This is a genomic window from Halomonas sp. 328, from assembly GCF_015645095.1.
GTDB lineage: Bacteria > Pseudomonadota > Gammaproteobacteria > Pseudomonadales > Halomonadaceae > Bisbaumannia.
In genome coordinates, this window is the sequence record NZ_JADOTW010000028.1 from 1 (window position 1) to 24,852 (window position 24,852).

Sequence of the window (24,852 nt, forward strand, 5' to 3'; positions counted from 1 at the left end):
CCGCTGTGGGACGCGCCCGCGGGGAACCCGGCTTGCATAAGAAGGGGGGGGGCCGGCCCCCCCCGCCCCTCCCTTTTCGATGATTTCGAAACGCCAGAAAGGGAGAAGGCCGCTGACAGTGTCAGCGGCCTTCTCTTTCAATTCGTGGCGGAGGGGGAGGGATTCGAACCCTCGAAGCCTTTCGACTTACACACTTTCCAGGCGTGCTCCTTCGACCACTCGGACACCCCTCCGCATTGTGGTTCTCTGGCTTGGGCCGTGGCCTTTCGCTCAAGAACGGCGCGTATGTTATCGATATAAGTCTTCGATTGCAAGCCGTTTTTTGGAAAACCCGCGGCGCCCGGTGAGCCCTGGATCCGCGTCGGCCGGCGTCAGGGCAGCACGGCGTAGTCGCCCCGGGCCTCCAGGCAGAGGGTATCGACGCACCAGAGCTGCTGGACCAGGGCGAGGCGGCCGCGGCCCTTGGCGGCGAGGCGCTCGGCCAACTGGGCCGGGCCGTCGTCCCGCTCGGGACGACACACCAGGCGGTAGTCGCCGCTGACCGGGGCCAGGAAGCGCTGGCCGGCCTCGGCCACTACCACGTCCTGGGCGCGCCCCTGGCGGCGCAGCCAGAGGGTGGTCCAGCACCAGCCCAGCAGGGTGGCCTGGGCGGTCAGGGCGCCGCCGAAGCCGGTGCCCTTGTCGTTCAGGCTGGGCGAAAGCGCCAGCTCCCAGACCAGGGCCTCCCCCTCCCAGCGCATGGCGCGAATGCCCAGGTGCCGGACCAGGGGAATCGCCTCCCCCAGCCAGGCGAGGAAGGCGTCCAGATCCTCGTCCAGTCCCGCCGGCGGCAGCGGCAGGCGCGGGTGGGGTTGGCCCGGCAGGCGCATCTCAGCTCCAGCGTTCGACGAAGTCGGCGGGGTCACGGCTGGGCAGCGGCTTGTGGCGACCGGCCAGCTGGCCCAGGTAGATAAAGCCCACCAGCTCGTCCTCTTCACCGAGGCCCAGGCCCTTGTGCACGGTGGCATCGAAGGCGTAGTGGCCGGTGCGCCACATGGCCCCGAGGCCCTGGGCATGGGCCGCCAGCAGGATGCCCTGGGCGGCGCAGCCGGCGGAGATCACCTGCTCCAGCTTGGGCACCTTGGGGATGTCCGGGCGCACCTTGGCGATCACCGCGATGATCATCGGCGCCCGCTTGGGCTTCTTGCGGGCCGCGTCCAGGGCGGCATCGCCGATATGCGGGTCGGCGCGATACTCCGCCTCGGCGAAGAGCTCACCGAGGCGGTCGAGCCCTTCGCCGGAGAACTCGATAAAGCGCCAGGGGGTGAGCTCCTTGTGGTCCGGCGCGCGCAGGGCAGCGCGGTAGATCACCTCGAGCTGGTCGGGGCTGGGGGGCGGGCCCATCAGCTTGCCCATGGAGCTGCGCTCGTGCAGCAGGGAAATGGCATCCATCCGCTCTGTCTCCAGATCCAATGCGAAAAGTTCTCGGTAGGCCTTGGCGGCCACTCTAGCACCGCCAGGGGCTTACTGTCGTGCCAAGCGCAGCGGCAGCGGCGGCGTCTCGCCGGGGGTGCCGCGCCAGGGGCTGATGTCCAGGCCGCCGCGGCGCACGTAGCGGGCCATCACCAAGAGCCGCTCGGGCCGCGCCCGGGCCAGCAGGTCGGTGAAAATATGCTCCACGCAGTGTTCGTGGAAGTCCTGGTGCTGGCGGTAGGAGATCAAGTAGCGCAGGAGCCCCTCCCGGTCGAGGCGGGGCCCCCGGTAGCGGATCAGCACACTGCCCCAGTCGGGCTGGCCGGTGACCGGGCAGTTGGACTTGAGCAGGTGGGAGTGGAGGGTCTCCTCGACGATCACCTCCCCCACCACCAGGTGCTCGGCGCTGGGGGTGTAGTCGTTGACCTCGATATCCAGGTCGTCGAGGCAGTCGCCGGGCAGCCGCTGCGGCGCCAGCGCCGCGTCGTCCACGCCGAAGAGCTCCACCGTCACCGGGGCGCCGGCGGCGGCGGCCAGGTCGGCCTCGAGGGTCGCGATCAACGCCTCGCGGCTATCGAGGCGGGTCTGGTTGAAGCTATTGAGGTAGAGCTTCCAGGACTTGGACTCGATCAGGTTCGGCGAGTCCGCCGGCAGCCGGAAACGCGCCACGGCGACCACGGGCTTGCCGCGGGCATTGAGCCAGGAGAGCTCGAAGGCGTGCCATTCGTCCTCGCCGACGAAGGGCAGCGCCTCCTCGGTGATGCCCAGGGGCGCGCGATTGGCGGCCCGGGGAATGGGGTAGAGCAGCCCGGCGTCGTAGTGCTCCGGGTAGGCGGAATCACGCCCCAGGGGGGCGTGCTCGAGGGTCTCGGGACGGTGACTGGTCATGAGCGAATACCTTTACCGCGCTCCAGCATCCACAGGGCGATGGCGAAGAGCACCAGAATGAAACAGAGAATGGCCGCCAGGGCCCAGCCTACCGGAATATCGGAGACGCCGAGGAAGCCGTAGCGGAACACATTGACCATATAGAGGATGGGGTTGAGCAGCGACACCCCCTGCCAGAAGCTCGGCAGCAGGGAGATGGAGTAGAAGACCCCGCCCAGGTAGGTCAGGGGCGTCAGCACGAAGGTGGGCACGATGGAGATATCGTCGAACTTGTCCGCCAGCAGGGCATTGATGAAACCGCCGAGGGAGAAGAGCGCCGCGGTCAGCACCACCACGCCGACGGTCAGCAGCGGATGCGCCACGCTCAGCCGGGTAAAGAACAGCGAGACGATGGTGACGATCACCCCCACCCCCAGGCCCCGGGCCATGCCCCCCAGCACGAAGCCGGAGAGGATCACCCAGTTGGGCATGGGCGAGACCATCATCTCTTCGATGCTGCGCTGGAACTTGTTGGAGAAGAAGCTCGAGGCCACGTTGGAGTAGCTGTTGGTGATCACCGACATCATGATCAGCCCCGGCACGATGAAGTCCATGTAGCTGAAGCCGTCCATCTCACCAATCCGCGAGCCGATCAGGCTGCCGAAGATGATGAAGTACATGGTCATGGTGATCGACGGCGGCAGCAGAGTCTGCGGCCAGATGCGGGTGAAGCGCTTGATCTCCTTGACCAGCAGGGTCCAGAGGGCGATGGCGATCTGCTGCGGACTCATGCCTGGCCCTCCGCCTTGGCGGTGGCGGCATTGCCCTGCTCCACCATGGAGACGAACATCTCCTCCAGGCGGTTGGCCCGGTTGCGCATGGAGACCACCTCGATGCCCCGGTCGTTGAGGGCGGCGAAGACGTCATTGAGGCGCTGGCCGCGATGCACCGCCACCGTCAGTTGGGCCGGCTCGCTGAGGCTGACCTCGAAGCCCTCGACCACGGGGGCCTCCCCCAGGGGGCGGGCCAGGTCGAGCAGGAAGGTCTCGGTGTCGAGCTCGGCGAGCAGCTCGCGCACACCGGTGTTACGGATGATCTCGCCGTGGTTGATGATCGCCACGTGGCGGCACAGGCTCTCCGCCTCCTCCAGGTAGTGGGTGGTCAGGATGATGGTGGTGCCCTCCTCGCGATTGATGCGGCGCATGTAGTCCCACATGCTGCGGCGCAGTTCGATATCCACCCCGGCGGTGGGCTCGTCGAGGATCAGCAGCCGTGGGCGGTGCATCAGCGCCCGGGCGATCATCAGCCGGCGCTTCATGCCCCCGGAGAGCATCCGCGCGCTGCCGTTGCGCTTGTCCCACAGCCCCAGGTCACGGAGCAGTTCCTCCGCCCGGGGCAGCGCCTCGCGGCGCGGCATGCCGTAGTAGCCGGCCTGGGCCAGGACGATATCGATGACCTTCTCGAACTGGTTGAAGTTGAACTCCTGGGGCACCACGCCTAGGTGATACTTGGCGCGGGCGAAGTCGCGGTCGATGTCGGTGCCGAAGATCTCGACCTTGCCGTCGCTCTTCTGCACCAGGGAGCTGACCACCCCCAGGGTGGTGGACTTGCCGGCGCCGTTGGGGCCCAGCAGGGCGAAGAAGTCGCCCTCGGCGACCTCCAGGTCGATGCCCTTGAGGGCCTGGAAGCCGTTGGCGTAGACCTTGGTCAGGCCGCGTATGGACAGGGCCGGTATGGACAGGGCCGGTTCGGCCATCAGACTCACCTTCTGGAAAAATGATTAGGTGACAAATAATGCGGGCAATGGCGGCGATTACAATGCCGCCATGCCAGGAGGGGCAGCCTAGGCGCCGCTAACCGCCGCGGCTTTCGGCCCACCGGACAGGCGGGCATAGCGCCACGCCCCCAGGGGCACCGCCACCAGGGTCAGGGCCAGCAGCACCCCGAGCTCGCGGCTCACCTGCTCGAGTCCCACGCCCATCTGGTTGAGCGCCACCAGGCCCTGGATGCCGGCGGTGCTGGGCAGTAGCCAGCGCAGCCACACCAGCGGCTCGGGCAGCGCCTCCACCGGCCAGGAGTAGCCGGCCAGGAAGAGCATCGGGATGGAGGTGGCCAGCAGCAGCTGCAGCCCCCGCTCGCGGGTATCGAAGGCGCTGGCCAGCAGCAGCGCCAGGGCCGAGACGCACAGCGAGAAGACCACCGAGAAGAGCAGCGTGGGCCCGAAGGTGCCCGCCAGGGGGTAGTCCTGGAAGCGGGTCACTCCCTCGAAGTAGTAGAGGCAGTTGATCACCCCCACGGTGGTAAAGGCGGCCAGCATGCCGGCGTAGCCGATGGGGGACTGGCCGAGGCGCCCGCGCTCGGCGCGGCTGCCGATGATCAGGGTGATGCCCATCAGCAGGGTCTGCTGGATGATCAGCACCATCACCGCCGGCACCACATAGCTGCCGTACCCTTCGTCGGCATTATACAGGGCCCGGGCCTCGAGCCGAACCGGCGTATGCCCCGCCTCGGCCTGCCAGCTCGCCTGCCCCTGGCCGAGCAGGCGCTGGCGGGTCACCCCGGCCCCCAGGGTCGCCGCCGCCTGGCTCACCCCGGCCAGCACCTTGCTGCCGGCCAGCAGGTAGCCCTCGTGGCTGGCCACCTGCAAGTCGGCCTGGCGACCGGCCAGCAGCTCGCCGTGGAAGCCCTCGGGAATCACCACCAGCCCCATCACCTCGCCCCGCCACAGCGCCTCCTGCAGGGCGGCGGGATCACGGCCCAGGCGCTCCACCTCCAGGGCCGGCACCGACTCCAGCCAGCGCACCAGGGTCCGCGAGCTGGGGCTCAGGTCCCGGTCGACCACCGCCACCGGCACCGACTCCACCTGCTCGTAGCGATAGGGCAAGGGGTAGAAAAGCGAATAGACCACCCCGGCCACGAAGAGCAGCATCAGGGCGCCCTTGTCGGCCCGGATCTCCTTCCAGACGGCGGCATAGGCCTGCCATAGCGCACGCATGCTAGTCATTGCTCCTCCTGGGCCTGGGAGCCGGCCTAGCCATCACGGATCGCCAGTGCATTATCGACTCCCCCAGGCCTCGGGCAGGAAGCCCCGCTGGGCCAATAGCCAGGCGCCGATGCCCAGCGGCAGGATACTCATCAGTGCCAGGACAGCCAGGGGCGCCCAGGTCAGGGCCAAAGGGCTGCCCGCCAGCCATACCCGGTTATAGAGCTCCAGCCAGTAGGTGAGGGGCAGCAGCGAGGCCCAGGCCTGGGCGAAGGCCGGCATGGCCACCAGGGGGAAGGCCTGGCCGGAGTAGGCGAAGGCCGGCGCGGCCAGAAAGCCCGCCAGGCTGAGTCCCATGCGCATATTGCGGGTGGCGGCCACCAGCAGCACCCCAAAGGCCAGGGAGGCGACCACCAGGAGCGCCATGCCGAGCAGCACCCCCGTGATGCTGCCCTGGATCGGCGAGCCCCGCAGCCCGGCGAACACCAGGATAAAGAGCGCCCCGAACGCCAGATAGAGCACCAGGTAAGGCAGCAGCTTGCCGGCCAGGGCCGCCGCCAGGGAGCCGCCGGCGCGACGCAACCAGCCGCCGGCGGTGCCGTCGCGCAGCTCGCGCCCCACCGCGGAGACCCCGGCCACCATGATCAGGATCTGCAACACCGCCGGCAGCAGGGTCGCCGCCAGGAAGACCTCGTAGTCGGGCCCCCGCTCGTCCAGGGTATCCCGGTGTATCCGGATCGGTTGGGCGGTGGTGACGGCCGCCGCCGGCTGGGGCCCCCGGGCCAGGCGCTGGGCGACCCCGGCCGCCGAGAGCGCCGCCACCGCCGTCTGCACCTCCCGGACCACCTGGGAGGCGTGGGTCAGGAACTGGGCGTTGTGCTCGAGGACCAGGGTGACCTGTCGGCCCCGGGCCAGCTCGGCGGAGGTGCCGGCGGGAATCCACAGCACCCCATAGGCGTGCCGCGCCTCGAGCCAGGATGCCGCCTCCTGGCGCTCCCCCAGGCGGGCCACCACCCGCACCCCCGGCATGGCATCCACCAGCCGCCCCGCCGAGCGGGAAAACTGGCTGGCGTCTTCATCGACGATCACCAGGGGCAGCTCCCGGGGCTGGCCGGCGGAGAAGATCCACCACACCAGGCCGCCGATCAGCAGCGGCAGCCACAGCAGCAGGAAGCGATCCCCCCGGCTGCGGCCCCAGAAACGCAGCTCGCGACGCGCCACCGCCAGGGTGCCGTAGCGCAGCGGCGGAGCGGCGCGCCTAGTCATCGGCGGCGACGATCACGGTCATGCCGGCTCGCAGCCCCGCCACCGGCGCCTCGGGACGCGCCTCCACCTGGAAGGTGCGCAGGTCATAGCCGGGGGTACCGCGCACCTGACGCCAGGTGGCGAAATCGGGCAGCGGGTTGAGGCGGGTCACGCTCAGGTCCAGGGTCTGCCCCAGGGCGGGCACCTCGCCTTCCAGCCGGGTTCCCACGGCGAATCCGGCGAGGCGCTCCTCGCGGACATGGAACACCACCCACTGATCCTCGGGGTCGACCAGGGTCACCACCGGGAAGCCGGCCGGCGCCAGCTCGCCCACATGGATCAGCAGCTCCGCCACTTCGCCGTCGATGGGCGCCACCACCCGGGTCTCGGCCCGGGCCGCCTCCACCTCCTCCACGGCGGCGGCGGCCTGGCGACTCTGGGCCTGGGCGGCCCGGCGCTGCTCGCCGCGCGCGCCCTCCCGGGCCATCCGATAGCGTGCCTCGGCGGCCCGCGCCTGCTCCTGGCTGGCGCGCCACTGGGCGCGGGCCTCGTCGAACTGCTGGGCGGCGATCAACCCTTCGGCATGCAGTGGCCGCAGCCGCTCGAAGCTGGCCGCCGCCAGCTCCGCCTGCACCTGGGCCCGCTGCCAGTCGAGGCGCGCCATCTCCACCTCCTCGTCACGCAGCCCGGCCTCGGCCTCGTCGGCCAGGGCCTGGGCACCGTCCCGGGCGGCTTCGGCCTGGCCCAGGCGCGCCCGCACCTCGGGGCTATCGATCTCGAAGATCGGCTCACCGGCGGCGACCCGATCGCCCTCCCGCACCAGGGTCTGGCTGACCCGGCCGGCGATCTTGGCGGCCACGCGAATCTCGCGCAGCTCCACCTCGCCGTGCAGGTACTCCGGGGCACGATGCCCACCGAACCAGAGCACCGCGCCGATCAACAGGGCCACCAGGGCCAGGGCGGCGAGGCCACTCAGGGTCACACGGGTACTCGCCTTCATGGGGCGGCTCCTTCACAGCTGACGGGGGAGGAAAAGGCCAGGAAGTCGTCGATCTCGCCCAGCAGGCCGGCGGTGGTCAGCAGGTCGAGCATGGCGCCGGCATAGTCATAGGCGGCCTGGGCCCGCTGGACGCCGCTGCGAGCCACGCCCAGGTGGGCCTCGGTGACATCCAGGGAGGTGTTCAGGCCGGCCCGGAAGGAGGCGTCCTGGAGTCGGGCATTCTCCTCGGCCAGGGCCAGGTCCTGCCCCAGCAGGGCGTACTGCTCCTGATGCTGCAGCACGCCGCGGTAGGCGCTCTCGCTGGCCAGGGTGAGGTCCTGATGGGCCTGGGCGGTCAGTTCACGCACCTGAACCCGGCGCGCCTGGGCGGCGTCGATGGCGCTTCCCCGGTCGAGGCCGGTGGTCAGCGCCCATTTGACGCCCAGGCCGGCGACCCAGTCGGGTTCGGTGAGGGGCGTGGCCTCGCGATTGAGCTCGTAGCTGCCGAAGGCGAAGAGCTCTGGCAACCATTCGCTCTGTTCGATACGCACCTGCTGAGCGGCCTGCTCGCCCCTGGCCTCGAGGACGGCCAGTTGCGGATGGGCCGCCAGGGCCTGGGTCACGAAGGCCTCCACCGGCCAGTCGGGCTGGCGGGGCTCGGGCAGTGGGGTGGTCAGGCAGCCGAGGGTGTCCGTGGCCAGCATATTGGCCAAGGCGGCCCGCAGGTCGGCCAGGATACGCCGTGACTGCAGCAGGTCACGGCGCGCCTCGTCCCGGGCCACCTCCGCCTGGAGCCGCGCCAGGCGATTGACCAGCCCCTGCTCCTCGAAACGCCGCGCCCGATGGACATGGGCTTCCAGGGTCTCCAGGGCGGCCTCGCGGACCTCGACCACCCGGGTCGCCGCCTGGATGGCGAAGTAGCGATCGAGCATCTGGCGAGTCAGCTGGGCCTCGGCATGGCGCAGCTCGCCCTCGGACTGGGCCTCGCGGGCCCCGGCCTGGCGCTGGGTGGCATCGATGCGCCCGCCCATGTAGAGGGGCCACTGCAGTTGGACGCTGGAGCGCACCCCGGTGCGCTCGATATCCGCCTCCAGGGTGCGGTTGAGCAGGGCGAGGTCGAACTCGAGCTGTTTGCCATAGGCCACGCCGGCCACCGTCAGGTCGACCCGGGGCTCGCGCAACCGGCGGGTCGCCTGGCGCTGCTGCTGCCAGGCCTCGCGGTCGGCGCGCTGCGCCGCCAGGGCATGGGAGTGTTCCGCCAGTTGCTGGCGTGCCTCATCGAGGCTAAGCGCCTGAACCGGCGTGACCGGCAGCGCCATCAGGCATAGCAGGATCAGAGGATGGAGTGGCGATCGCCGGGACCGGCGCTGCTGCCTTCCCCTTCCCTGGGTAAGCGTCAGAAAGCTCATGCGATTCCCTTAATTAGCCGCCAAGGCACTATAGCATGGCGCGACTCGAGGGAAATTGGGGGAGAGGTCAACGACAAGCACAAAAAACCGCCGAAGCGTTTGCTTGGCAGTTCTCTGGAGTGACGACTGGAGCGGGAAACGAGATCGACCGGGCTGGCGTACCAGCTCGCGGCCCGAGCCTTGGCACAGAACGAAAAAAACCACCTAGGCAATTGCCTGGCGGCTTCTTTTTACATATCGAATGGAGCGGGAAACGAGATTCGAACTCGCGACCCCAACCTTGGCAAGGTTGTGCTCTACCACTGAGCTATTCCCGCTAATCATCGATGTGTGCGAAGTGGCGTCCCATAGGGGGTTCGAACCCCTGTTACCGCCGTGAAAGGGCGGTGTCCTAGGCCACTAGACGAATGGGACGCATTGGCTGTTTAAAGCCTGGAGCGGGAAACGAGATTCGAACTCGCGACCCTCGCCTTGGCAAGGCGATGCTCTACCACTGAGCTATTCCCGCTGATGCTTGCTTCGCCGTCGGATGGATCGAGTGGCGTCCCATAGGGGGTTCGAACCCCTGTTACCGCCGTGAAAGGGCGGTGTCCTAGACCACTAGACGAATGGGACGCAATAGCTTGTAAAAGCCTGGAGCGGGAAACGTGATCGACCGGGCTGGCGTACCAGCTCGCGACCCTGTGCCGCCGCTTCATTACCAGACCGAAGCCTGGAGCGGGAAACGAGATTCGAACTCGCGACCCTCGCCTTGGCAAGGCGATGCTCTACCACTGAGCTATTCCCGCTTGTCTCGATACATCCTGCCACGTCGAGGAGTGGCGTCCCATAGGGGGTTCGAACCCCTGTTACCGCCGTGAAAGGGCGGTGTCCTAGACCACTAGACGAATGGGACGCTGCTTGCCTCGTCGAGGTGGCGCGTATATTACTGAGCGGCCGTGAGGGTGTCAAGCCTATGGTTAAGCGCCAATTTTTGCTCTCGAGAAGCTACCCTATAGATGGGGCGATCGGCCGCCCCCGACCCTGCCGCCCTGCGGCGGCGACCGGTAGCAGCCAGAGAGGACGCCATGCGCAAGAAGATCGAGAAGAGTGACGCCGAATGGCGCAGCCAACTCACCCCCGAGCAGTTCCACGTGACCCGCGAGAAGGGCACCGAGCCCCCCTTCAGCGGCGACTACCGGGTCAATGATGCCCAGGGCATCTACCACTGCGTCTGTTGTCATGCCCCGCTGTTCGAGAATGAACACAAGTTCGATGCCGGCTGCGGCTGGCCCAGTTTCGACCGCCCCCTCGGCAAGTCATCGGTGGAGGAACACCCGGACGGCTCCCACGGCATGATCCGCACCGAGGTGGTCTGCGCCCACTGCAACGCCCACCTGGGGCATGTCTTCGAGGATGGTCCCACCGAGACGACCGGGCTGCGCTACTGCATCAACTCGGTGGCCATCAGTTTCCATGAAGGGGAATAGTCTCCGCAGGCGTTGAGTTGCGGCAGCGCCGACGGCCGTTCATCTGCTAAGATGAGCGGCCGTTTTTTCTGCCCAGGAGACACGCATCATGCTCGGCTGGTACCCGGGACACATGCACAAGGCGCGCCGCCAGATCACCGAGGCCCTGCCCGAGATCGATGTGGTACTGGAGGTGCTCGATGCGCGCCTGCCCTACTCCAGCGCCAACCCCATGCTGGCCGAACTGACCCAGCACAAGCCAGTGCTCAAGCTGCTGTCCCGGGCCGACCTGGCCGACCCGGTGCGCACCCAGGAGTGGGTCGACTATTTCGATGGCCTCCCGGACACCCGGGCCCTGGCGGTGACCACCACCCAGGCCCGGGAGCTCAAGGGCATTCCCAAGCTGTGCCATGCCCTCGCCGGCCAGGTCCGCGCCGACCGCGATGTGCGGGTCATGGTGATGGGCATTCCCAACGTGGGAAAATCGACCTTGATCAATGGCCTGGCGGGCCGCAAGATCGCCAAGACCGGTAACGAGCCGGCGGTCACCAAGCGCCAGCAGAAGGTGCGCATCGACGGCCGGGTGGCGCTGATCGACACCCCCGGGGTGCTATGGCCGAAGATCGAGGATCAGGCCAGCGCCTTCCGCCTGGCCGCCAGCGGCGCCATTCGCGATACCGCCATCGACTATGTGGAGGTGGGGATCGTTACCGCGGCGGAGCTGGCCAGGCGCTACCCCGAGGCCCTGACGAGCCGCTACAAGCTCAAGGCCCTGCCCCCCTATGCCCCGGCCCCGGGTGCCGAGGCGGTGGATGCCGACGGCCCCCAGCGCCTCGACCTGCTGGCCCTGGCTGGCTTCGATGGCCATGCCATCCTCACCGAGATCGCCAGCAAGCGCGGTGGCCTGCGCCCCGGCGGCGAGGTGGACCTGCATCGCGGCGCCGAGGTGCTGCTGCATGAACTGCGCGCCGGCAAGCTGGGTCGCCTGACCCTGGAGACCCCGGCGGATATTCCCCCGGAGCCGGTCGCCGAGGATGAAACGCCGGAGCCAACCGATTCCTAGATGACAATGCTCGGGGGTAGCGTGCCCCCGACTGGACAGCGGATTGCCAACGCCCATGGACACCCCGATCAAGAAGTCACACAAGCTGCATAACGTCTGCTACGACATCCGTGGTCCGGTGCTCGACCACGCCAAGCGCCTGGAAGAGGAGGGCCAGCGGGTCCTCAAGCTGAATATCGGCAACCCCGCCCCCTTCGGCTTCGAGGCCCCGGAGGAGATCCTCCAGGACGTGATGCGCAACCTGCCCACCGCCCAGGGCTACTGCGACTCCAAGGGGCTCTACTCGGCACGCAAGGCGATCATGCAGGAGTGCCAGCGCAAGCAGATTCCCGGCGTCGGCATCGAGGACATCTATATCGGCAACGGCGTCTCCGAGCTGATCGTGATGGCCATGCAGGCCCTGCTCAATGACGGCGACGAGGTGCTGATCCCGGCCCCGGACTACCCGCTGTGGACCGCCGCCGCCAACCTGGCCGGCGGACGCGCCGTCCACTACCTGTGCGACGAGCAGGCGGACTGGGCTCCGGACCTGGAGGATATCCGCGCCAAGGTGACCGGCCACACCCGGGCCATCGTGATCATCAACCCCAACAACCCCACCGGCGCCGTCTACCCGCCGGAGGTGGTCCGGGAGCTGCTGGAGATCGCCCGGGAGCACGACCTGATCGTCTTCTCCGACGAGATCTACGACAAGATCCTCTACGACGGGGTGGAGCACGTCTCCACCGGCGCCCTGGCCGGCGACGACCAGCTGGTAGTGACCCTCAACGGCCTCTCCAAGAGCTACCGCTGCGCCGGTTTCCGCTCCGGCTGGATGATTCTCTCCGGCCAGGTGGCCATGCAGCGGGCCGCCGACTTTATCCAGGGCATCAATATGCTGGCCTCGATGCGCCTGTGCGCCAATGTGCCCGCCCAGCACGCCATCCAGACGGCGCTGGGCGGCTACCAGTCGATCAATGACCTGGTGCTGCCCGGCGGGCGTTTGCTGGCCCAGCGCGATATCACCGTGGAGAAGCTCAACGCCATTCCCGGGGTCAGCTGCGTCAAACCCAAGGGGGCCCTCTACGCCTTCCCGCGCCTGGACCCGGCGGTCTACCCCATCGCCGACGACGAGAAGCTGGTGCTGGACCTGCTGCTGCAGGAGAAGATCCTGCTGGTCCAGGGCACCGCCTTCAACTGGCCGGCGCCGGACCATGTGCGCATCGTCACCCTGCCCTGGGCCGATCAACTGGGCGATGCCCTGGATCGTTTCGCGCGCTTCCTGGAACGCTATCGCAAGGGGCTCTGACACCCCTCGAGCTCGCTAACGACTTGAAAGGGCGCTTGAAACCCAACGCCAAAGGCCGTATCTAATCTCAAGATTCTGTTGGGCGGCGCCCTATGCCGCCCCATGATTATCCAACTCCTGTGGAGACCCGACCGATGATGAGAATCCTGCTCTTCCTGGGCACCAACCTGGCGGTGATCATCGTCGCCAGTATCACCCTGCGCCTGCTGGGGGTGGAAGGCTACCTGCGTGGCCAGGGCATCAACTTCAACAGCCTGCTGATCTTCTGCTTTATCGTCGGCATGGCCGGCTCGATGATCTCGCTGTTCATCTCCAAGTGGATGGCCAAGCGCAGCACCGGCACGGTGATCATCGAGACGCCCTCCAATGCCACCGAGAAGTGGCTGCTGGACACCGTCGAGGAGCTCTCCCGGGAGGCCGGCATCAAGACGCCGGAGGTGGGTATCTTCCCCGCCCAGCAGTCCAACGCCTTCGCCACCGGCTGGAACAAGAACGATGCCCTGGTCGCGGTCTCCGCCGGCCTGCTCAACCGCATGCGCCCCGAAGAGGTGCGGGCGGTGCTGGCCCACGAGATCGGCCACGTGGCCAACGGCGACATGGTCACCCTGGCCCTGGTGCAGGGCGTGGTGAACACCTTCGTGATGTTCTTCGCCCGGGTCGTGGCCCACCTGGTCGACCAGTTCCTCAAGAGCCGCAGCGACGGCGCCGGCGGCCTCGGCTTCATGGGCTACTTCGCGGTGGTGATCGTCGCCGAGATCGTCTTCGGCATCATCGCCTCGGCCATCGTGGCCTGGTTCTCGCGCTTCCGGGAGTACCGCGCCGACGCCGCGGGTGCCAAGCTCGCCGGCTCCGGGGCCATGATCAACGCCCTGGCCCGCCTCAAGGCCGAGACCGAGCTGCCCGACCAGATGCCGGACACCCTGACCGCCTTCGCCATCACCACCGGCCAGACCCGCAAGGTCATGGAGCGGCTCTTCGCCAGCCACCCTCCCCTGGATGACCGCATCCGCGCGCTCAAGGAAGCCGCCTATCGGCAGTAAGTCACCGTTTGAGTGTCTTGTGCAATCGGGCCCGCCATTGGCGGGCCCGATGGTATTTAGGTGAGATCGACGCCATCCGCATGCCCGTGACCCCGAGCGCCCGCCGATATGGCGGGCGCTTGTCATTCAGCTGAGCTCGACGCCAAAACCGGCGCCCTGGAGCCAGGGAGCCAGCTCGGCGGCGCCCTCGCGCAGTGCTACCGTCAGGGTGGCGAACTCGCGCCTCAGGGGGTAGTCGGCCCGGTAAGCGTCGAAGCCTCGGGCCATGCCCCGCTCGCGGGCGAAGCGCGCCAGCCCCAGGGCATCACGCCGCGGGTCATGGCAGGCGCGAATGCAGAGCCGCAGGGCATCCCAGGGGTTCAGGCCGGCGTCCAGGGTCAGGCGTGGCAGGGCCGGCGGCGGCAGCAGCTCGCCCAGGCGCCGCCGGGCCGGCAGGCCGAAATGGTGCATGGCGGCGGCATAGACCTGATGGGTGCCACGCAGCTTGCCATCCAGGCTGTACCCGGCCACATGGGGGGTGGCCAGGTCGGTGGCCCGCCACAGCGCCTCGTCGATGGCGGGCTCGTTCTCCCAGACATCCAGCAGGGTGGTCAGGTCGCCCCGCCCCGCCAGGCGCGCCTTCAGCGCCTCGCCATCCAGGCAGTCGCCCCGCCCGGCGTTGAGCAGCCAGGTGCCCGGGCGCAGGGCCCGAAGGCGCCGCGCATCGAGCAGATGGTGGGTGGCATGGGGCCCACCCCGTACCAGGGGGGTATGCAGGCAGAGCACGTCGCAGCGCTCGATCAGGGCGTCCAGGTCGTGGAAGTCTCCGCCGCCCTCCGCCTCGGCCCGGGGCGGGTCACAGCACAAGGCCTCGATGCCCAGGGCCGCCAGGCGCGCGGCCAGGCGGCCACCCACCTGGCCGACGCCGACGATACCCACCCGGCGCGCCTCGAGCTCCTGGCCCTCCCGCTCCGCCGCCCAGAGCAGGGCCCCCAGCACATGGTCCACCACCGCCTCGGCATTGCAGCCCGGGGCGCTGCTGAAGCCGATGCCGCGCTCGGCCAGGGCCAGCCGGTCGATATGGTCGGTGCCGATGGTGCAGGTGCCCACGAAGCGCAGTCGCGGCGCCTGATCCAAGAGGGTGCGATCGACCCGGGTAATGGAGCGGGTGATCAGCACCTCGGCGTCGGCCAGCGCCTCGGGGGGAAGCTCGCGGCCAGGCAGGCGCTGGACCTCGCCCAGCTCACCGAAACAGGCCTCGGCGGCGGGAATGTTGGCGTCCACGATGATCCGTCGGGGGGCAGGCATGCATGACTCCTGGGGATGGCTTGTTCATGGGAGGCAGGTCGCTACAATAGCAGCTTCGCCCCACCGGGGCCCCTTGCCGCCACCAGGAGTCGCCGTGATCGTCCGCTGGGAAAGTGACCATGACTATGTGCTGATCCATATCCACCAGGACATGTTCGGCGACTGGATCTTCAGCCGCGCCTGGGGGCAGATCGGCACCCAGTTCGGCGGCCTCAAGCACCAGCTGGCCGAGGATCACGACCAGGCGATGATGTGGCTCGACGACGAGGCCACCATCCAGCGCTCCCGGGGCCTGCACAAGGTCCTCGAGGTGCAGGCCGACTCCCCCGAGGGCCAGGACGCCGTGCGCCAGCTCTCGCTATTGGATAACGCCTAAGGGCAAGCTGGAAGCTGGAAGCTGGAAGCTGGAAGCTGGAAGCTGGAAGCTGGAAGCTGGAAGCTGGAAGCTGGAAGCTGGAATTCAGCATCGTCCCCTCGCTACCTGGGTCAAGGCTTTTTCTTCCAGCTTCAAGCTTAAGGCTTCAAGCTCCGGGCGTAGCCCGGCCAAGGTAACGTCGGCCGTGGCGAACCTGCACCTTCGCAGGCTCGGCCGGCGGCGCGGGGGCCTGCAGCCGCTGCCAGGCGGCCTCGTCGAGCCAGCCCCGGGCGGCCAGCCAGGCCACCAGCCGCGACGCCTCGAAGCCGCGATTCAGCTCCTCGCCATCCTCCGCCACCAGCACGGGAATCCGCACCCCGTAGCGCGCCACCAGAGTCTCGTCCTCGCTGATCTCGACTCGCTCGAGGGTGTACTCCACCGGGCAGAGCGTCACCAGCAGCGCTTCGAGTTCCTCGCAGAGATGGCAACCCAGGGTGGTATAGAGCCGAAGCTGGATCATGCGCCCTCCCCCCGGGCCCCTTCCCCCCGATGGCGAATCAGAAAGACATGGTGAAGGTCGGGGTTTCTATTGCCAAATAAAGAGCGGGTCGAAGGTCTCATACCGTTTTCGCCCCCCGATGGCGAATCAGAAAGACATGATGAAGGTCGGGGTTTCTCGTGAAATCCGGATCGAAGGTCTTCGCCGAGATTTCCTCCACCGCATACTGCTCCGCCAGGTCGGCATCCAGTACGAAGCGCCGCTGGTTATTGGAGAAGACCAGGGTGCCGTCCGCCGCCAGGCGCGCCATGGCCAGGCGAATCAGCCGCCCGTGGTCGCGCTGGATATCCAGGGTCGCCTCCATCTTCTTGGAGTTGGAGAAGGTCGGCGGATCCATGAAGATCAGGTCGAACTCGGCCCTGGCGGTCTCCAGCCAGCGCAGGCAGTCGTCGCGCACCACCCGGTGGTGGGCCGGGTCGAGGCCATTGAGGGCGAAGTTGTCCCGGGCCCAGCTCAGGTAGGTATTGGAGAGGTCGACGCTGATGCTGTCGCTGGCGCCCCCCTTGTCGCCGCTGCCCAATGCCGCCTGCACGGTGGCGGTAGCGGTGTAGCAGAAGAGGTTGAGGAAGCGCTTGCCGGCGGCCATCTCGGCGAGCCGCCGCCGCACCGGGCGGTGGTCGAGGAAGAGCCCGGTGTCCAGGTAGTCGCGCAGGTTGACCCAGAGCCGCGCGCGCCCCTCGCGCACCTCGAAGCGCTCGCCATGGCTGCCCTGCTTCTGGTACTGGGCGCGGCCGCTCTGGCGCTCGCGGCGCTTGATCACCACCCGGCTGGCGGGCACCTCCAGCACCTCGGGGATCACCCCCAGGGCGTCGAAGAGGCGCTTCTGGGCCTGGGCCGCATCCACCGACTTGGGTGGCGCATACTCCTGCACATGCACCCAGTCGCCGTAGACGTCGATGGCCAGGGCGAATTCCGGCATGTCGGCGTCATAGAGGCGATAGCAGGACTCGCCGGACTGCTTGAGCCACTTCTTGAGACGCTTGCGATTCTTGTGCAGGCGGTTGGCGAACATCTGCGCATTCTCGGAGCGCGCCGGCGCCTCGGGCCTGGCGTCGCTGCCCGCCTCGCCGCTCGCCTCGGGCACCCGGATCAGCAGCAGTCGCGCCTCCAGGGGCCCGTTGCGGAAGGCGTAGTGCTTATGGGCACGCATCCCCAGGCGGTGGCCCAGGTCGGGGTTGCCGGTGAACAGTGCCAGATCCCAGCCGGGGAAGGCGTCACGCACGCCCTCGCCCAGCTGCCGATAGAGGGTCACCAGTTCCGGCAGCTCGCCGATCCGCTCGCCATAGGGCGGGTTGGTGATCACCAGCCCCCTGGCTTCGGGGCTCAGGCTCTCGGGGCGCTTGAGCTCGGTCACCGAGGCGCCCTGGAAGTGGATCAGCGCCGGGATGCCGGCGCGCATGGCGTTGGCCTTGGCGGCGGCGATGGCCTGGGGGCTCTGGTCGCTGCCGAACAGCCGCGCCTTGCAGCGCTTGCGGCCCAGGCTGGCCCGCGCCTCGGCCTCCCGCTTGAGCTCCCGCCACACCTCGCGATCGTGGCCCGCCCAGGCCTCCAGGCCGAAGCGCTCTCGGTTCAGGTTGGGGGCGATATCCGCCGCCATCAGCGCCGCCTCGATCACCAGGGTGCCGGAGCCGCAGAGCGGATCCACCAGGGCCTCGCCGGCCTTGGCCCGGGCCGGCCAGTCGGCACGCATCAGCAGGGCCGCGGCCAGGTTCTCCTTGAGCGGCGCATGGCCCAGCTCGCGACGGTAGCCGCGGCGATGCAGGCTCTCGCCGCTGAAGTCGATGCCCAGGGTCAGGCGGCCCCGGTGCAGGTGGGCATAGAGGCGCAGGTCGGGCGCACGGGGCTCGACCACCGGTCGCTCGCGGCCGGCACGGGCCATGGCGGTGACCACCCCATCCTTGACGGTCTGGGCGCCGAAGCGGGTATGGCGGATCTCCGCCGACTGGCCATGGAAGTCCACCGCCAGGCTGCGCCCCGGCACCAGATGCTCCGCCCAGGCGACTCGCGCCGCGGCATCCGCCAGCTGCGCCGGGCTCTCGATGCCCTCGTCCCGGGCCAGGCAGAGGATGATGCGGTTGGCCAGGCGCGACCAGAGGCAGGCCCGATAGGCCACCGCCAGCTCGCCGCGGAAATGTACGCCGGCCACCGTGGTCTTCTCCACCTGGGCACCCAGGGCCGTCAGCTCCTCGCCGAGCAGGGTCTCGAGCCCGCGTGGACAGGCGGCAAAAAAGGCTGGAAGGTTAGTCACTTGCGTATCACTCATGGTGTGCTGTGGGGACTCGCTATGGCGGTTGGTGGGGCGCTTGGCCGCGGGGCCTGGCCGCGTGACGCGGGGGTCATATTCCCGTCATCCCGATTTGCTAGACTCGTTATGCCAAAATACCGGTCGACAACCGGTCCCGTCATGGTCTAAATGTATAAGCGTAGCTACGAAATAACGCATGCGTTGCTTGCCGCAGATGCTGGATAACTACGGCCGGGCGAATGATTCGCCTGAGGGCCGCGAAGGAGTCTTGTGTACTGCAAACGTCACAAAGTCTAACGGTTCTGAAGAGGCCATCCGATGAAACGACAGAAACGTGATCGCTTCCAGCGTGCTTATGTTCATGGCTACAAGGCGGGACTCAGTGGTCGTTCGAGAGATGAGTGTCCCAGCCAAGATGTGGATCTTCGAGAATACTGGATGAGCGGTTGGCGTGAAGGTCGTGGGGACCAATGGGCTGGCATGACGGGAGTCGCCGGCATCCACAAAAACCCCATGGTCATGTGACGTCTTCTCTAGACACTATCTGACACTACGCATCACCACCCATTCCCAAGGCCCGCACTCGCGGGCCTTTCTATTGGTCGCTCGCCTACCCCTTCGCCTGGAGGGCCCGGGCACACTCCCCCACCAGCTCGGGGCCCCGGTAGATGAAGCCCGAATAGAGCTGCACCAGGTCGGCCCCCGCCTCGCGCTTGGCCAGCGCCGCCTCGCCGCCATCGATGCCGCCGACGCCGATGATCGGCATCGATGGCAAACGGCGGCGCAGCTCGCGAATCACCGTATTCGAGGCCTCGAACACCGGCCGACCGGAGAGCCCGCCCTGCTCGTCGCCGTGGGGCAGCCCCGCCACCGCCTCCCGAGCGATGGTGGTATTGGTGGCAATCACCGCATCGATGGCATTATCGGCCAGGGCCTTGGCCACCAGTCCCACCTCGTCGGTGCTCATGTCCGGGGCGATCTTCACCGCCAGCGGCACGCGGCGACCACTGGCCTCGTCCAGGCGCCGTCCCTCCTCGCGCAGGGCGCCCAGCAGGGCATCCAGCTGCTCGCCGAACTGCAGGTTGCGCAGCCCCGGGGTATTGGGCGAGGAGATATTGACGGTGATGTAGTGGGCATGGGCGTGCACCTTGCCCAGGCAGACCAGGTAGTCGTCCACCGCCTTCTCCACCGGGGTGGTGAGGTTCTTGCCAATATTGATGCCGATCACCCCGTCATAGCGGCTCGCCTTGACCCGCGCCACCAGGTGGTCGACGCCGGCATTGTTGAAGCCCATGCGGTTGATGATGGCGCCGGCCTCGGGCAGGCGGAAGAGCCGCGGCTTGGGGTTGCCGTCCTGGGGCCTGGGGGTCACCGTGCCCACCTCGACGAAGCCGAAGCCCAGGGCGCCCAGAGCGTCCAGGTGATCGGCGTTCTTGTCGAGGCCGGCGGCCAGCCCGACCCGATTGGGGAAACGCAGCCCCATCAGCTCCACCGGGTCCTCCACCCGAGCCCCGCCGAGGCGTCGGGCCAACCCCAGGCCATCGGCCAGGTCGAGCCCCTTGAGGGCCAGGCCATGGGCGGTTTCCGGGTCGAGACGAAAGAGCAGCGAGCGGGCCAGGGCGTACATGGGAGTCCTCGGGTGGATGGGCGGCGCCGCATTATAGCCCAAGGGGCCCGAAAACGACGAACCCCACCAGGGGGCGGGGTTCGTCAGGGTGGCGAGAGGTGACCGTCAGTCGTGACGACTCTCGGCCAGGTCCACCAGCTCGCGGATGGCCACGGCGAACAGCGGGAAGCTCACCTGGCTGCCGGAGCGAACTTCACCGAGCAGGCCACACCAGCGACGGTAGAGGCTGTCATGGCGTTGCACCCACTGCTCGACCCGGGCCTCCATCTCCCGCGGCGCATCCTCGAGTTGCAATACCGCCACGGTAAGGGCCAGCTGCTGACGGTCCAGGTCGTCGCGGAAGGTCTCGCGGGCCTGGGCCTGCCAGCCGTCGCGCACCTCCAGGGCATTGATCTGCTCGATCATCCAGGGCAGCTCGAGGCGGTGACCCACCTCGTAGTAGGCCTCGGCGACTCGCTGGATCTTCTCGCCGGAGAGCTTGGCCGCCTCGATGATGCCGAGGCCGGCATAGAGGCTGTTGGCCGCGGCCACGGCGTTGGCCAGGGCCTCGGGCACGCCGGCGGCCACCAGCTCGTCGCGGCGCGCCTGCCAGGCGGCCAGCTCGTCGCCGCGCAACCGCTTGCCGAGGCTCTCCTGGAGCTGGGCCAGGCGCGGCGCGAAGTGGGCGATGCTGTCCTTGGTGGTCATGCCGCTGCGCTGGCGCAGGAACCAGCGGGTGGCACGGCGCAGCAGGCGCATCAGGTCGATCATCATGGCGTACTGGACGCGGCTCGGCACCTGGTTGTCCAGGGCCTCGACCTGCTCCCAGAGGCCGCTCAGGTTGAAGCTGTCCCGGGCGATGACATAGGCGCGGGCGATATCGGCGCGCTTGGCCCCGGTGGTGTCCATCAGCCGGCGCACGAAGACGATGCCCATGTGATCCACCAGGTCATTGGCGATCTGGGTGGCGACGATCTCGCGCTTCAGCTTGTGGTCGTACATGGTCTCCTTGAAGCGCTCCACCAGCACCGTCGGGAAGATCCGCTCCAGGTGCTGCTGGATGCAGGGGTCGTCCGGCACCTCGGAGTCGATCAGGTCGCCCTTGAGCACCATCTTGGAGTAGGAGATCAGCACCGAGAGCTCCGGCAGGGTCAGGCCCTCGCCGGCATTGGAGCGCTCCAGCAGGGCCTCGTCGTCGGGCAGGAACTCCAGCTCGCGATCCAGCTGGCCGCTGGCCTCCAGTTCGGAGATAAAGCGCCGGTAGGGGCCCATGCCCTCCTTGGAGAGGATCTCGGCCAGGGAGAGCGCCTGGGTCTGCTGGTAGTTGTCGCGCAGCACCAGCCGCGAGACGTCCTCGGTCATCTCCGCCAGCAGCTGGTTGCGCTGCTTGTCGGTCATGTCGCCGCTCTTGACGATATCGTCGAGCAGGATCTTGATATTGACCTCGTGGTCGGAGCAGTTGACCCCGCCGGCGTTGTCGATGAAGTCGGTATTGACCCGCACCCCGGCCCTGGCGGCTTCCATGCGGCCACGCTGGGTCAGCCCCAGGTTACCGCCCTCGCCCACCACCCGGCAGCGCAACTCGCCGCCATTGATGCGCAGGGCATCGTTGGCCTTGTCGCCCACCTCGGCGTCGCTCTCGCTGGCGGCCTTCACGTAGGTACCGATACCGCCGTTCCAGACCAGGTCCACCTGGGACTTGAGCATGGCGCGAATCAGGTCGTTGGGGGCCAGCTTGTCCTCCGCGATACCGAACACCGCCTTCATCTCCGCAGTGATGGCGATGGACTTGGCGCTGCGCTTGAAGACGCCACCGCCCTGGGAGATCAGGCTGGCGTCATAATCCTCCCAGCTGGAGCGGGGCAGCGCGAAGAGGCGCTGGCGCTCGGCGAAGGACTTGGCCGCATCCGGGCTCGGGTCGACGAAGATATGCAGGTGGTTGAAGGCCCCCACCAGGCGGATCTTGTCGGAGAGCAGCATGCCGTTGCCGAAGACGTCGCCGCCCATGTCGCCGATGCCCACCACGCTGAACTCGTCGGCCTGGGTATTGACGCCCAGCTCGCGGAAGTGGCGCTTCACCGACTCCCAGGCGCCCTTGGCGGTGATACCCATCTTCTTGTGGTCATAGCCGTTGGCCCCGCCGGAGGCGAAGGCATCGCCCAGCCAGTGGCCGTACTCGGCGGAGATCTCGTTGGCGATGTCCGAGAAGGTCGCGGTGCCCTTGTCGGCGGCCACCACCAGGTAGGGGTCGTCGTCGTCGTGGCGCACCACGTCCACCGGCGGCACGATCTCGGTGCCGTCCAGGTTGTCGGTGACATCCAGCAGGGCGCGGATAAAGGTCTTGTAGCAGGCGACGCCCTCGGCCTGGATGGCGTCCCGGTCACCCTCGGGCAGGCGCTTGCAGACGAAGCCTCCCTTGGCGCCCACCGGCACGATCACCGAGTTCTTGACCTGCTGGGCCTTGACCAGGCCGAGCACCTCGGTGCGGAAGTCCTCGCGGCGGTCCGACCAGCGCAACCCGCCCCGGGCGACCTTGCCACCGCGCAGGTGCACGCCCTCGACCCGCGGCGAGTAGACGAAGATCTCGAAGGCCGGACGCGGCTTGGGCATGTCCGGCACCTTGCTCGGCTCCAGCTTGTAGGCGATGTACTCCTTGTAGTCGCCGTCGGCGCCGCGCTGGTAGTAGTTGGTGCGCAGGGTGGCCTGGATCAGGGCGATATAGCGGCGCAGCAGCAGGTCGTCGTTGAGGCTGGCCACATCGTCCAGCAGCGCCTGGAGACGCGCCACGCAGGCGTCGCTCTCGCTCTCCCGCTCCTGCTGTTCCGGGTCGAAGCGCAGCTCGAAGAGGGTCACCAGCTCGCGGGTGATCTCCGGGTAGCTGGCCAGGGTGTTGGCGATATAGAACTGCGACAGGCCGAAGCGAATCTGCTTCAGGTAGCGGGCATAGGCGCGCAGCATGGCCACTTCGCGCCAGCTCAGGTTGGCCCCGATCACCAGGCGGTTGAAGGCATCGTTCTCGGCCTGACCCGCCCAGATGCGTTTGAAGGCCTCGATGAAGGGCCCGCGCATCTCCTGGAGGTTGACCACCTCGCTGCCGTGATGCTCCAGGTCGAAGTCGTGGATCCAGGAGGTGCCCTTGGGAGAGGCGATCTCGTAAGGTCGCTCGCCGATCACCCGCAGCCCCAGGTTCTCCATCACCGGCAGCACGTCGGAAAGCGGAATCGGCTGGTCCTTGTGGAAGAGCTTGAGGTTGACCCCGTCGATGTCCTCCTCCACCAGGCGGTAGAGGGAGAGTGCCAGGGGCGCCCCGGCCTCGACCTCGCCCAGGTGGTGGATGTCGTAGACGGCGGTGCGGGCGGTGAAGTCCTCCCGGTAGCTGGCCGGGAAGGCGTCCCGGTAGTCATCCATCAGCAGGTTGGCCTGCTCCTCGCCGAAACCCTCCACCATGGCGGCCTGGAGGTCGTCGTTCCAGCTGCGGGCCAGCTGGATCACCTTGTGCTCCAGGCGCTCCAGGTCATAGCTCACCGGCTCGTCGCCGTTGAAGCGCAGGATCAGCTGGATACGCGCCAGCACCGACTCGGAGAGATGGGTATTGAAATCGCCGAAGGTGGCATCCAGCTCCTCGCAGAGCATGGTCTGGATGCGCACCCGCAGGTCGGTGGAGAAGACGTCCCGCGGCACGAAGACCAGGCAGGAGTAGAACTTGCCGAAGCGATCCTCGCGCACGAAGAGACGCACCCGACGCCGCTCGCGGATATTGAGGATACCCAGGGCGGTACGGGTCAGCTCCTCGGTGCTGATCTGGAAGAGGTCATCCCGGGGATAGACATTGAGGATCTGGCGCAGCTGGTGGCCGTCATGGGCGCTGGGGTTGACCCCGGCGGCCTTCATCACCGCCTCGATCTTGCGACGCAACACCGGAATATGTCGCGGCGAGTCGTTGTAGACGGTGGCGGTGAACAGGCCCAGGAAGCGACGCTCGCCGATCACCTTGCCCTGATCGTCATAGCGATCGATGGAGATATAGTCCGGGTAGGAGGGGCGATGCACCCGGGCGTGGTAGGCGCTCTTGGCGAAGGAGAGCAGCTCCGGGATCAGCACATAGTGGTCGTCCTCGATGCCCTGATCGTTATGGATGCGCTCCTGATAGCGGGGCGCATCGAGCTTGAAGACGCCCAGCTCGCTGCCCTTGCGTTTCTTGAGCTGCTCCTGGCCGCCCTTGTTGCTGACCACCTCGTACTCGTCACAGCCAAGGAAGGTGAAGTTGTCGTCGATCAGCCACTCCAGGAAGGCGATGGCCTCCTGGTGATCGGCGGGATCGACCTGCTCGGGGCGTGCCGCCTTGAGTTCCTCGAGGGCCGCCCGCACCTGGTCGCGCATCGGCTCGAAATCGGCCACGGCGGTACGCACGTCGCGCAGGATCTCCTGCAGCCCGGCCTCGATATCGGCCAGCAGCTGGGGATCGGAGTGGCGATCGATCTCGATGACGATCAACGACTCGCGTCCCTCGGGCGCGTCGGCCGCCTGGGGGCGGGTGACCCGCTTGAGCTGCCGCTTGGCATCCCGCTCCACCGCCAGCACCAGGTTATGGATGGCATGCAGGGTGATGCCGCGACGGTTGAGCTCGATACGCACCGAGTCCACCAGGAAGGGCATGTCCTGGTGCAGCACCCCCACCACGGTATGCAATGACTGCCAGCCATGCTCCTGGTAGTCGGGGTTGAAGACCCGCACCTTGGGCGCCTTGGCGTCGTGCTCCTGAATGAAATGCCAGGTCGAGAGGGTCGCGCCATAGAGGTCATCGAGGCGACGCTCGGAGAGATCGACCAGGGGCACACTGGCGTAGAAGAGCTCGGCAAAGTCGGCGATCTCGGCCACCTTCTCTTCGGGTAACCGCTTGGTCAACTGCTCCTTGAGTTGAGCGAGAAATTCCTGTTTGCCATCGATCACGACGTGTTGCATCCATCACCTCGGCTGCTGTCGGCCTGGGGCCGTCGAATTAGGGTGGAACACGGCCGGCGCCGCG

General features: G+C 67.6%; 20 protein-coding genes and 7 tRNA genes. 6 read left to right on the forward strand and 21 right to left on the reverse strand.

Translation table 11 applies throughout. From position 1 onward, the window contains the following. Positions 1 to 145: 145 nt before the first annotated feature. The 16 genes from IHD13_RS14135 to IHD13_RS14210 all read right to left on the reverse strand — a co-directional run bounded on the left by IHD13_RS14135 (position 146) and on the right by IHD13_RS14210 (position 9,830). Positions 146 to 233: transfer RNA gene (locus tag IHD13_RS14135), tRNA-Ser, on the reverse strand. Between the two features lie 138 nt (positions 234 to 371). Further along, the gene (locus tag IHD13_RS14140; RefSeq protein WP_195861683.1) at positions 372 to 869 is read right to left on the reverse strand and encodes a YiiD C-terminal domain-containing protein; all 498 of its coding nucleotides are present in this window, start codon (positions 867 to 869) and stop codon (positions 372 to 374) included. 1 nt (position 870) lies between these two features. After that, entirely contained in the window at positions 871 to 1,431 is a 561-nt protein-coding gene (locus tag IHD13_RS14145) for a nitroreductase family protein (protein WP_195861684.1), read from the reverse strand. Positions 1,432 to 1,503: 72 nt separating this feature from the next. Next, complete coding sequence (queF, locus tag IHD13_RS14150) at positions 1,504 to 2,340, reverse strand: NADPH-dependent 7-cyano-7-deazaguanine reductase QueF (RefSeq protein WP_195861685.1); 837 nt, start codon at positions 2,338 to 2,340, stop codon at positions 1,504 to 1,506. Further along, the gene (locus IHD13_RS14155) at positions 2,337 to 3,110 is read right to left on the reverse strand and encodes an ABC transporter permease (protein WP_195861686.1); all 774 of its coding nucleotides are present in this window, start codon (positions 3,108 to 3,110) and stop codon (positions 2,337 to 2,339) included. Before IHD13_RS14155 ends, queF begins: the two co-directional genes overlap by 4 nt. Next, a complete protein-coding gene (locus IHD13_RS14160) occupies positions 3,107 to 4,060 on the reverse strand; it encodes an ABC transporter ATP-binding protein (RefSeq protein WP_195861721.1) in 954 nt (317 codons plus the stop codon). The genes IHD13_RS14155 and IHD13_RS14160 overlap by 4 nt, the downstream gene beginning before the upstream one ends. Before the next feature lie 102 nt (positions 4,061 to 4,162). After that, on the reverse strand, positions 4,163 to 5,323 hold the full coding sequence (locus IHD13_RS14165; protein WP_195861687.1) for an ABC transporter permease: 1,161 nt from the start codon (positions 5,321 to 5,323) through the stop codon (positions 4,163 to 4,165). Positions 5,324 to 5,374: 51 nt separating this feature from the next. Next, positions 5,375 to 6,568: an ABC transporter permease gene (locus IHD13_RS14170; protein WP_195861688.1), complete on the reverse strand. Its 1,194-nt coding sequence runs from the start codon at positions 6,566 to 6,568 to the stop codon at positions 5,375 to 5,377. Continuing rightward, entirely contained in the window at positions 6,561 to 7,547 is a 987-nt protein-coding gene (locus IHD13_RS14175) for an HlyD family secretion protein (RefSeq protein ID WP_195861689.1), read from the reverse strand. The genes IHD13_RS14170 and IHD13_RS14175 overlap by 8 nt, the downstream gene beginning before the upstream one ends. Further along, entirely contained in the window at positions 7,544 to 8,845 is a 1,302-nt protein-coding gene (locus tag IHD13_RS14180; protein ID WP_195861690.1) for a TolC family protein, read from the reverse strand. Before IHD13_RS14180 ends, IHD13_RS14175 begins: the two co-directional genes overlap by 4 nt. 332 nt (positions 8,846 to 9,177) lie before the next feature. Continuing rightward, positions 9,178 to 9,252: transfer RNA gene (locus IHD13_RS14185), tRNA-Gly, on the reverse strand. Between the two features lie 21 nt (positions 9,253 to 9,273). Continuing rightward, a tRNA-Glu gene (locus IHD13_RS14190) sits at positions 9,274 to 9,349 on the reverse strand. A gap of 19 nt (positions 9,350 to 9,368) precedes the next feature. Continuing rightward, a tRNA-Gly gene (locus IHD13_RS14195) sits at positions 9,369 to 9,443 on the reverse strand. 31 nt (positions 9,444 to 9,474) lie between these two features. Beyond that, positions 9,475 to 9,550 (reverse strand) — tRNA-Glu (locus tag IHD13_RS14200). 98 nt (positions 9,551 to 9,648) lie between these two features. Continuing rightward, a tRNA-Gly gene (locus IHD13_RS14205) sits at positions 9,649 to 9,723 on the reverse strand. Positions 9,724 to 9,754: 31 nt separating this feature from the next. Beyond that, positions 9,755 to 9,830 (reverse strand) — tRNA-Glu (locus IHD13_RS14210). Positions 9,831 to 10,002: 172 nt separating this feature from the next. On the opposite strand from IHD13_RS14210, the gene msrB reads away from it, so the two are divergent. From msrB to htpX, 4 genes are all read left to right on the forward strand, one after another. Next, the gene (msrB, locus tag IHD13_RS14215; RefSeq protein ID WP_195861691.1) at positions 10,003 to 10,404 is read left to right on the forward strand and encodes a peptide-methionine (R)-S-oxide reductase MsrB; all 402 of its coding nucleotides are present in this window, start codon (positions 10,003 to 10,005) and stop codon (positions 10,402 to 10,404) included. 88 nt (positions 10,405 to 10,492) lie between these two features. Beyond that, complete coding sequence (gene ylqF / locus IHD13_RS14220) at positions 10,493 to 11,446, forward strand: ribosome biogenesis GTPase YlqF (RefSeq protein ID WP_195861692.1); 954 nt, start codon at positions 10,493 to 10,495, stop codon at positions 11,444 to 11,446. Positions 11,447 to 11,501: 55 nt separating this feature from the next. Continuing rightward, on the forward strand, positions 11,502 to 12,734 hold the full coding sequence (locus IHD13_RS14225; RefSeq protein WP_195861693.1) for a pyridoxal phosphate-dependent aminotransferase: 1,233 nt from the start codon (positions 11,502 to 11,504) through the stop codon (positions 12,732 to 12,734). Between the two features lie 134 nt (positions 12,735 to 12,868). Further along, positions 12,869 to 13,774, forward strand: a complete 906-nt coding sequence (gene htpX, locus IHD13_RS14230; RefSeq protein WP_195861694.1) for a protease HtpX — start codon at positions 12,869 to 12,871, stop codon at positions 13,772 to 13,774. A gap of 126 nt (positions 13,775 to 13,900) precedes the next feature. Here the strand turns inward: htpX and pdxB are convergent, their stop codons facing one another. Continuing rightward, on the reverse strand, positions 13,901 to 15,061 hold the full coding sequence (gene pdxB, locus IHD13_RS14235) for a 4-phosphoerythronate dehydrogenase PdxB (RefSeq protein WP_195861695.1): 1,161 nt from the start codon (positions 15,059 to 15,061) through the stop codon (positions 13,901 to 13,903). 94 nt (positions 15,062 to 15,155) lie between these two features. Here pdxB and IHD13_RS14240 point away from each other — a divergent pair, with 94 nt between their 5' ends. Then, a complete protein-coding gene (locus IHD13_RS14240; protein ID WP_146804483.1) occupies positions 15,156 to 15,437 on the forward strand; it encodes a hypothetical protein in 282 nt (93 codons plus the stop codon). Positions 15,438 to 15,582: 145 nt separating this feature from the next. Here the strand turns inward: IHD13_RS14240 and IHD13_RS14245 are convergent, their stop codons facing one another. Both IHD13_RS14245 and rlmKL read right to left on the reverse strand, forming a co-directional pair. Beyond that, a complete protein-coding gene (locus IHD13_RS14245; RefSeq protein WP_195861696.1) occupies positions 15,583 to 15,936 on the reverse strand; it encodes a glutaredoxin family protein in 354 nt (117 codons plus the stop codon). Between the two features lie 97 nt (positions 15,937 to 16,033). After that, positions 16,034 to 18,238, reverse strand: coding sequence for a bifunctional 23S rRNA (guanine(2069)-N(7))-methyltransferase RlmK/23S rRNA (guanine(2445)-N(2))-methyltransferase RlmL (rlmKL, locus tag IHD13_RS14250; protein ID WP_195861697.1), 2,205 nt, complete (start codon positions 18,236 to 18,238; stop codon positions 16,034 to 16,036). Positions 18,239 to 18,538: 300 nt separating this feature from the next. On the opposite strand from rlmKL, the gene rmf reads away from it, so the two are divergent. Further along, a complete protein-coding gene (rmf, locus tag IHD13_RS14255) occupies positions 18,539 to 18,745 on the forward strand; it encodes a ribosome modulation factor (protein ID WP_146804486.1) in 207 nt (68 codons plus the stop codon). Between the two features lie 85 nt (positions 18,746 to 18,830). On the opposite strand, the gene IHD13_RS14260 is transcribed toward rmf, so the two are convergent. Further along, positions 18,831 to 19,847 carry a quinone-dependent dihydroorotate dehydrogenase gene (locus tag IHD13_RS14260; RefSeq protein WP_195861698.1) on the reverse strand — a complete coding sequence of 339 codons (1,017 nt, stop codon included), beginning with the start codon at positions 19,845 to 19,847 and terminating at the stop codon, positions 18,831 to 18,833. Between the two features lie 105 nt (positions 19,848 to 19,952). Next, positions 19,953 to 24,788: an NAD-glutamate dehydrogenase gene (locus IHD13_RS14265; RefSeq protein ID WP_195861699.1), complete on the reverse strand. Its 4,836-nt coding sequence runs from the start codon at positions 24,786 to 24,788 to the stop codon at positions 19,953 to 19,955. Between the last annotated feature and the right edge of the window lie 64 nt (positions 24,789 to 24,852).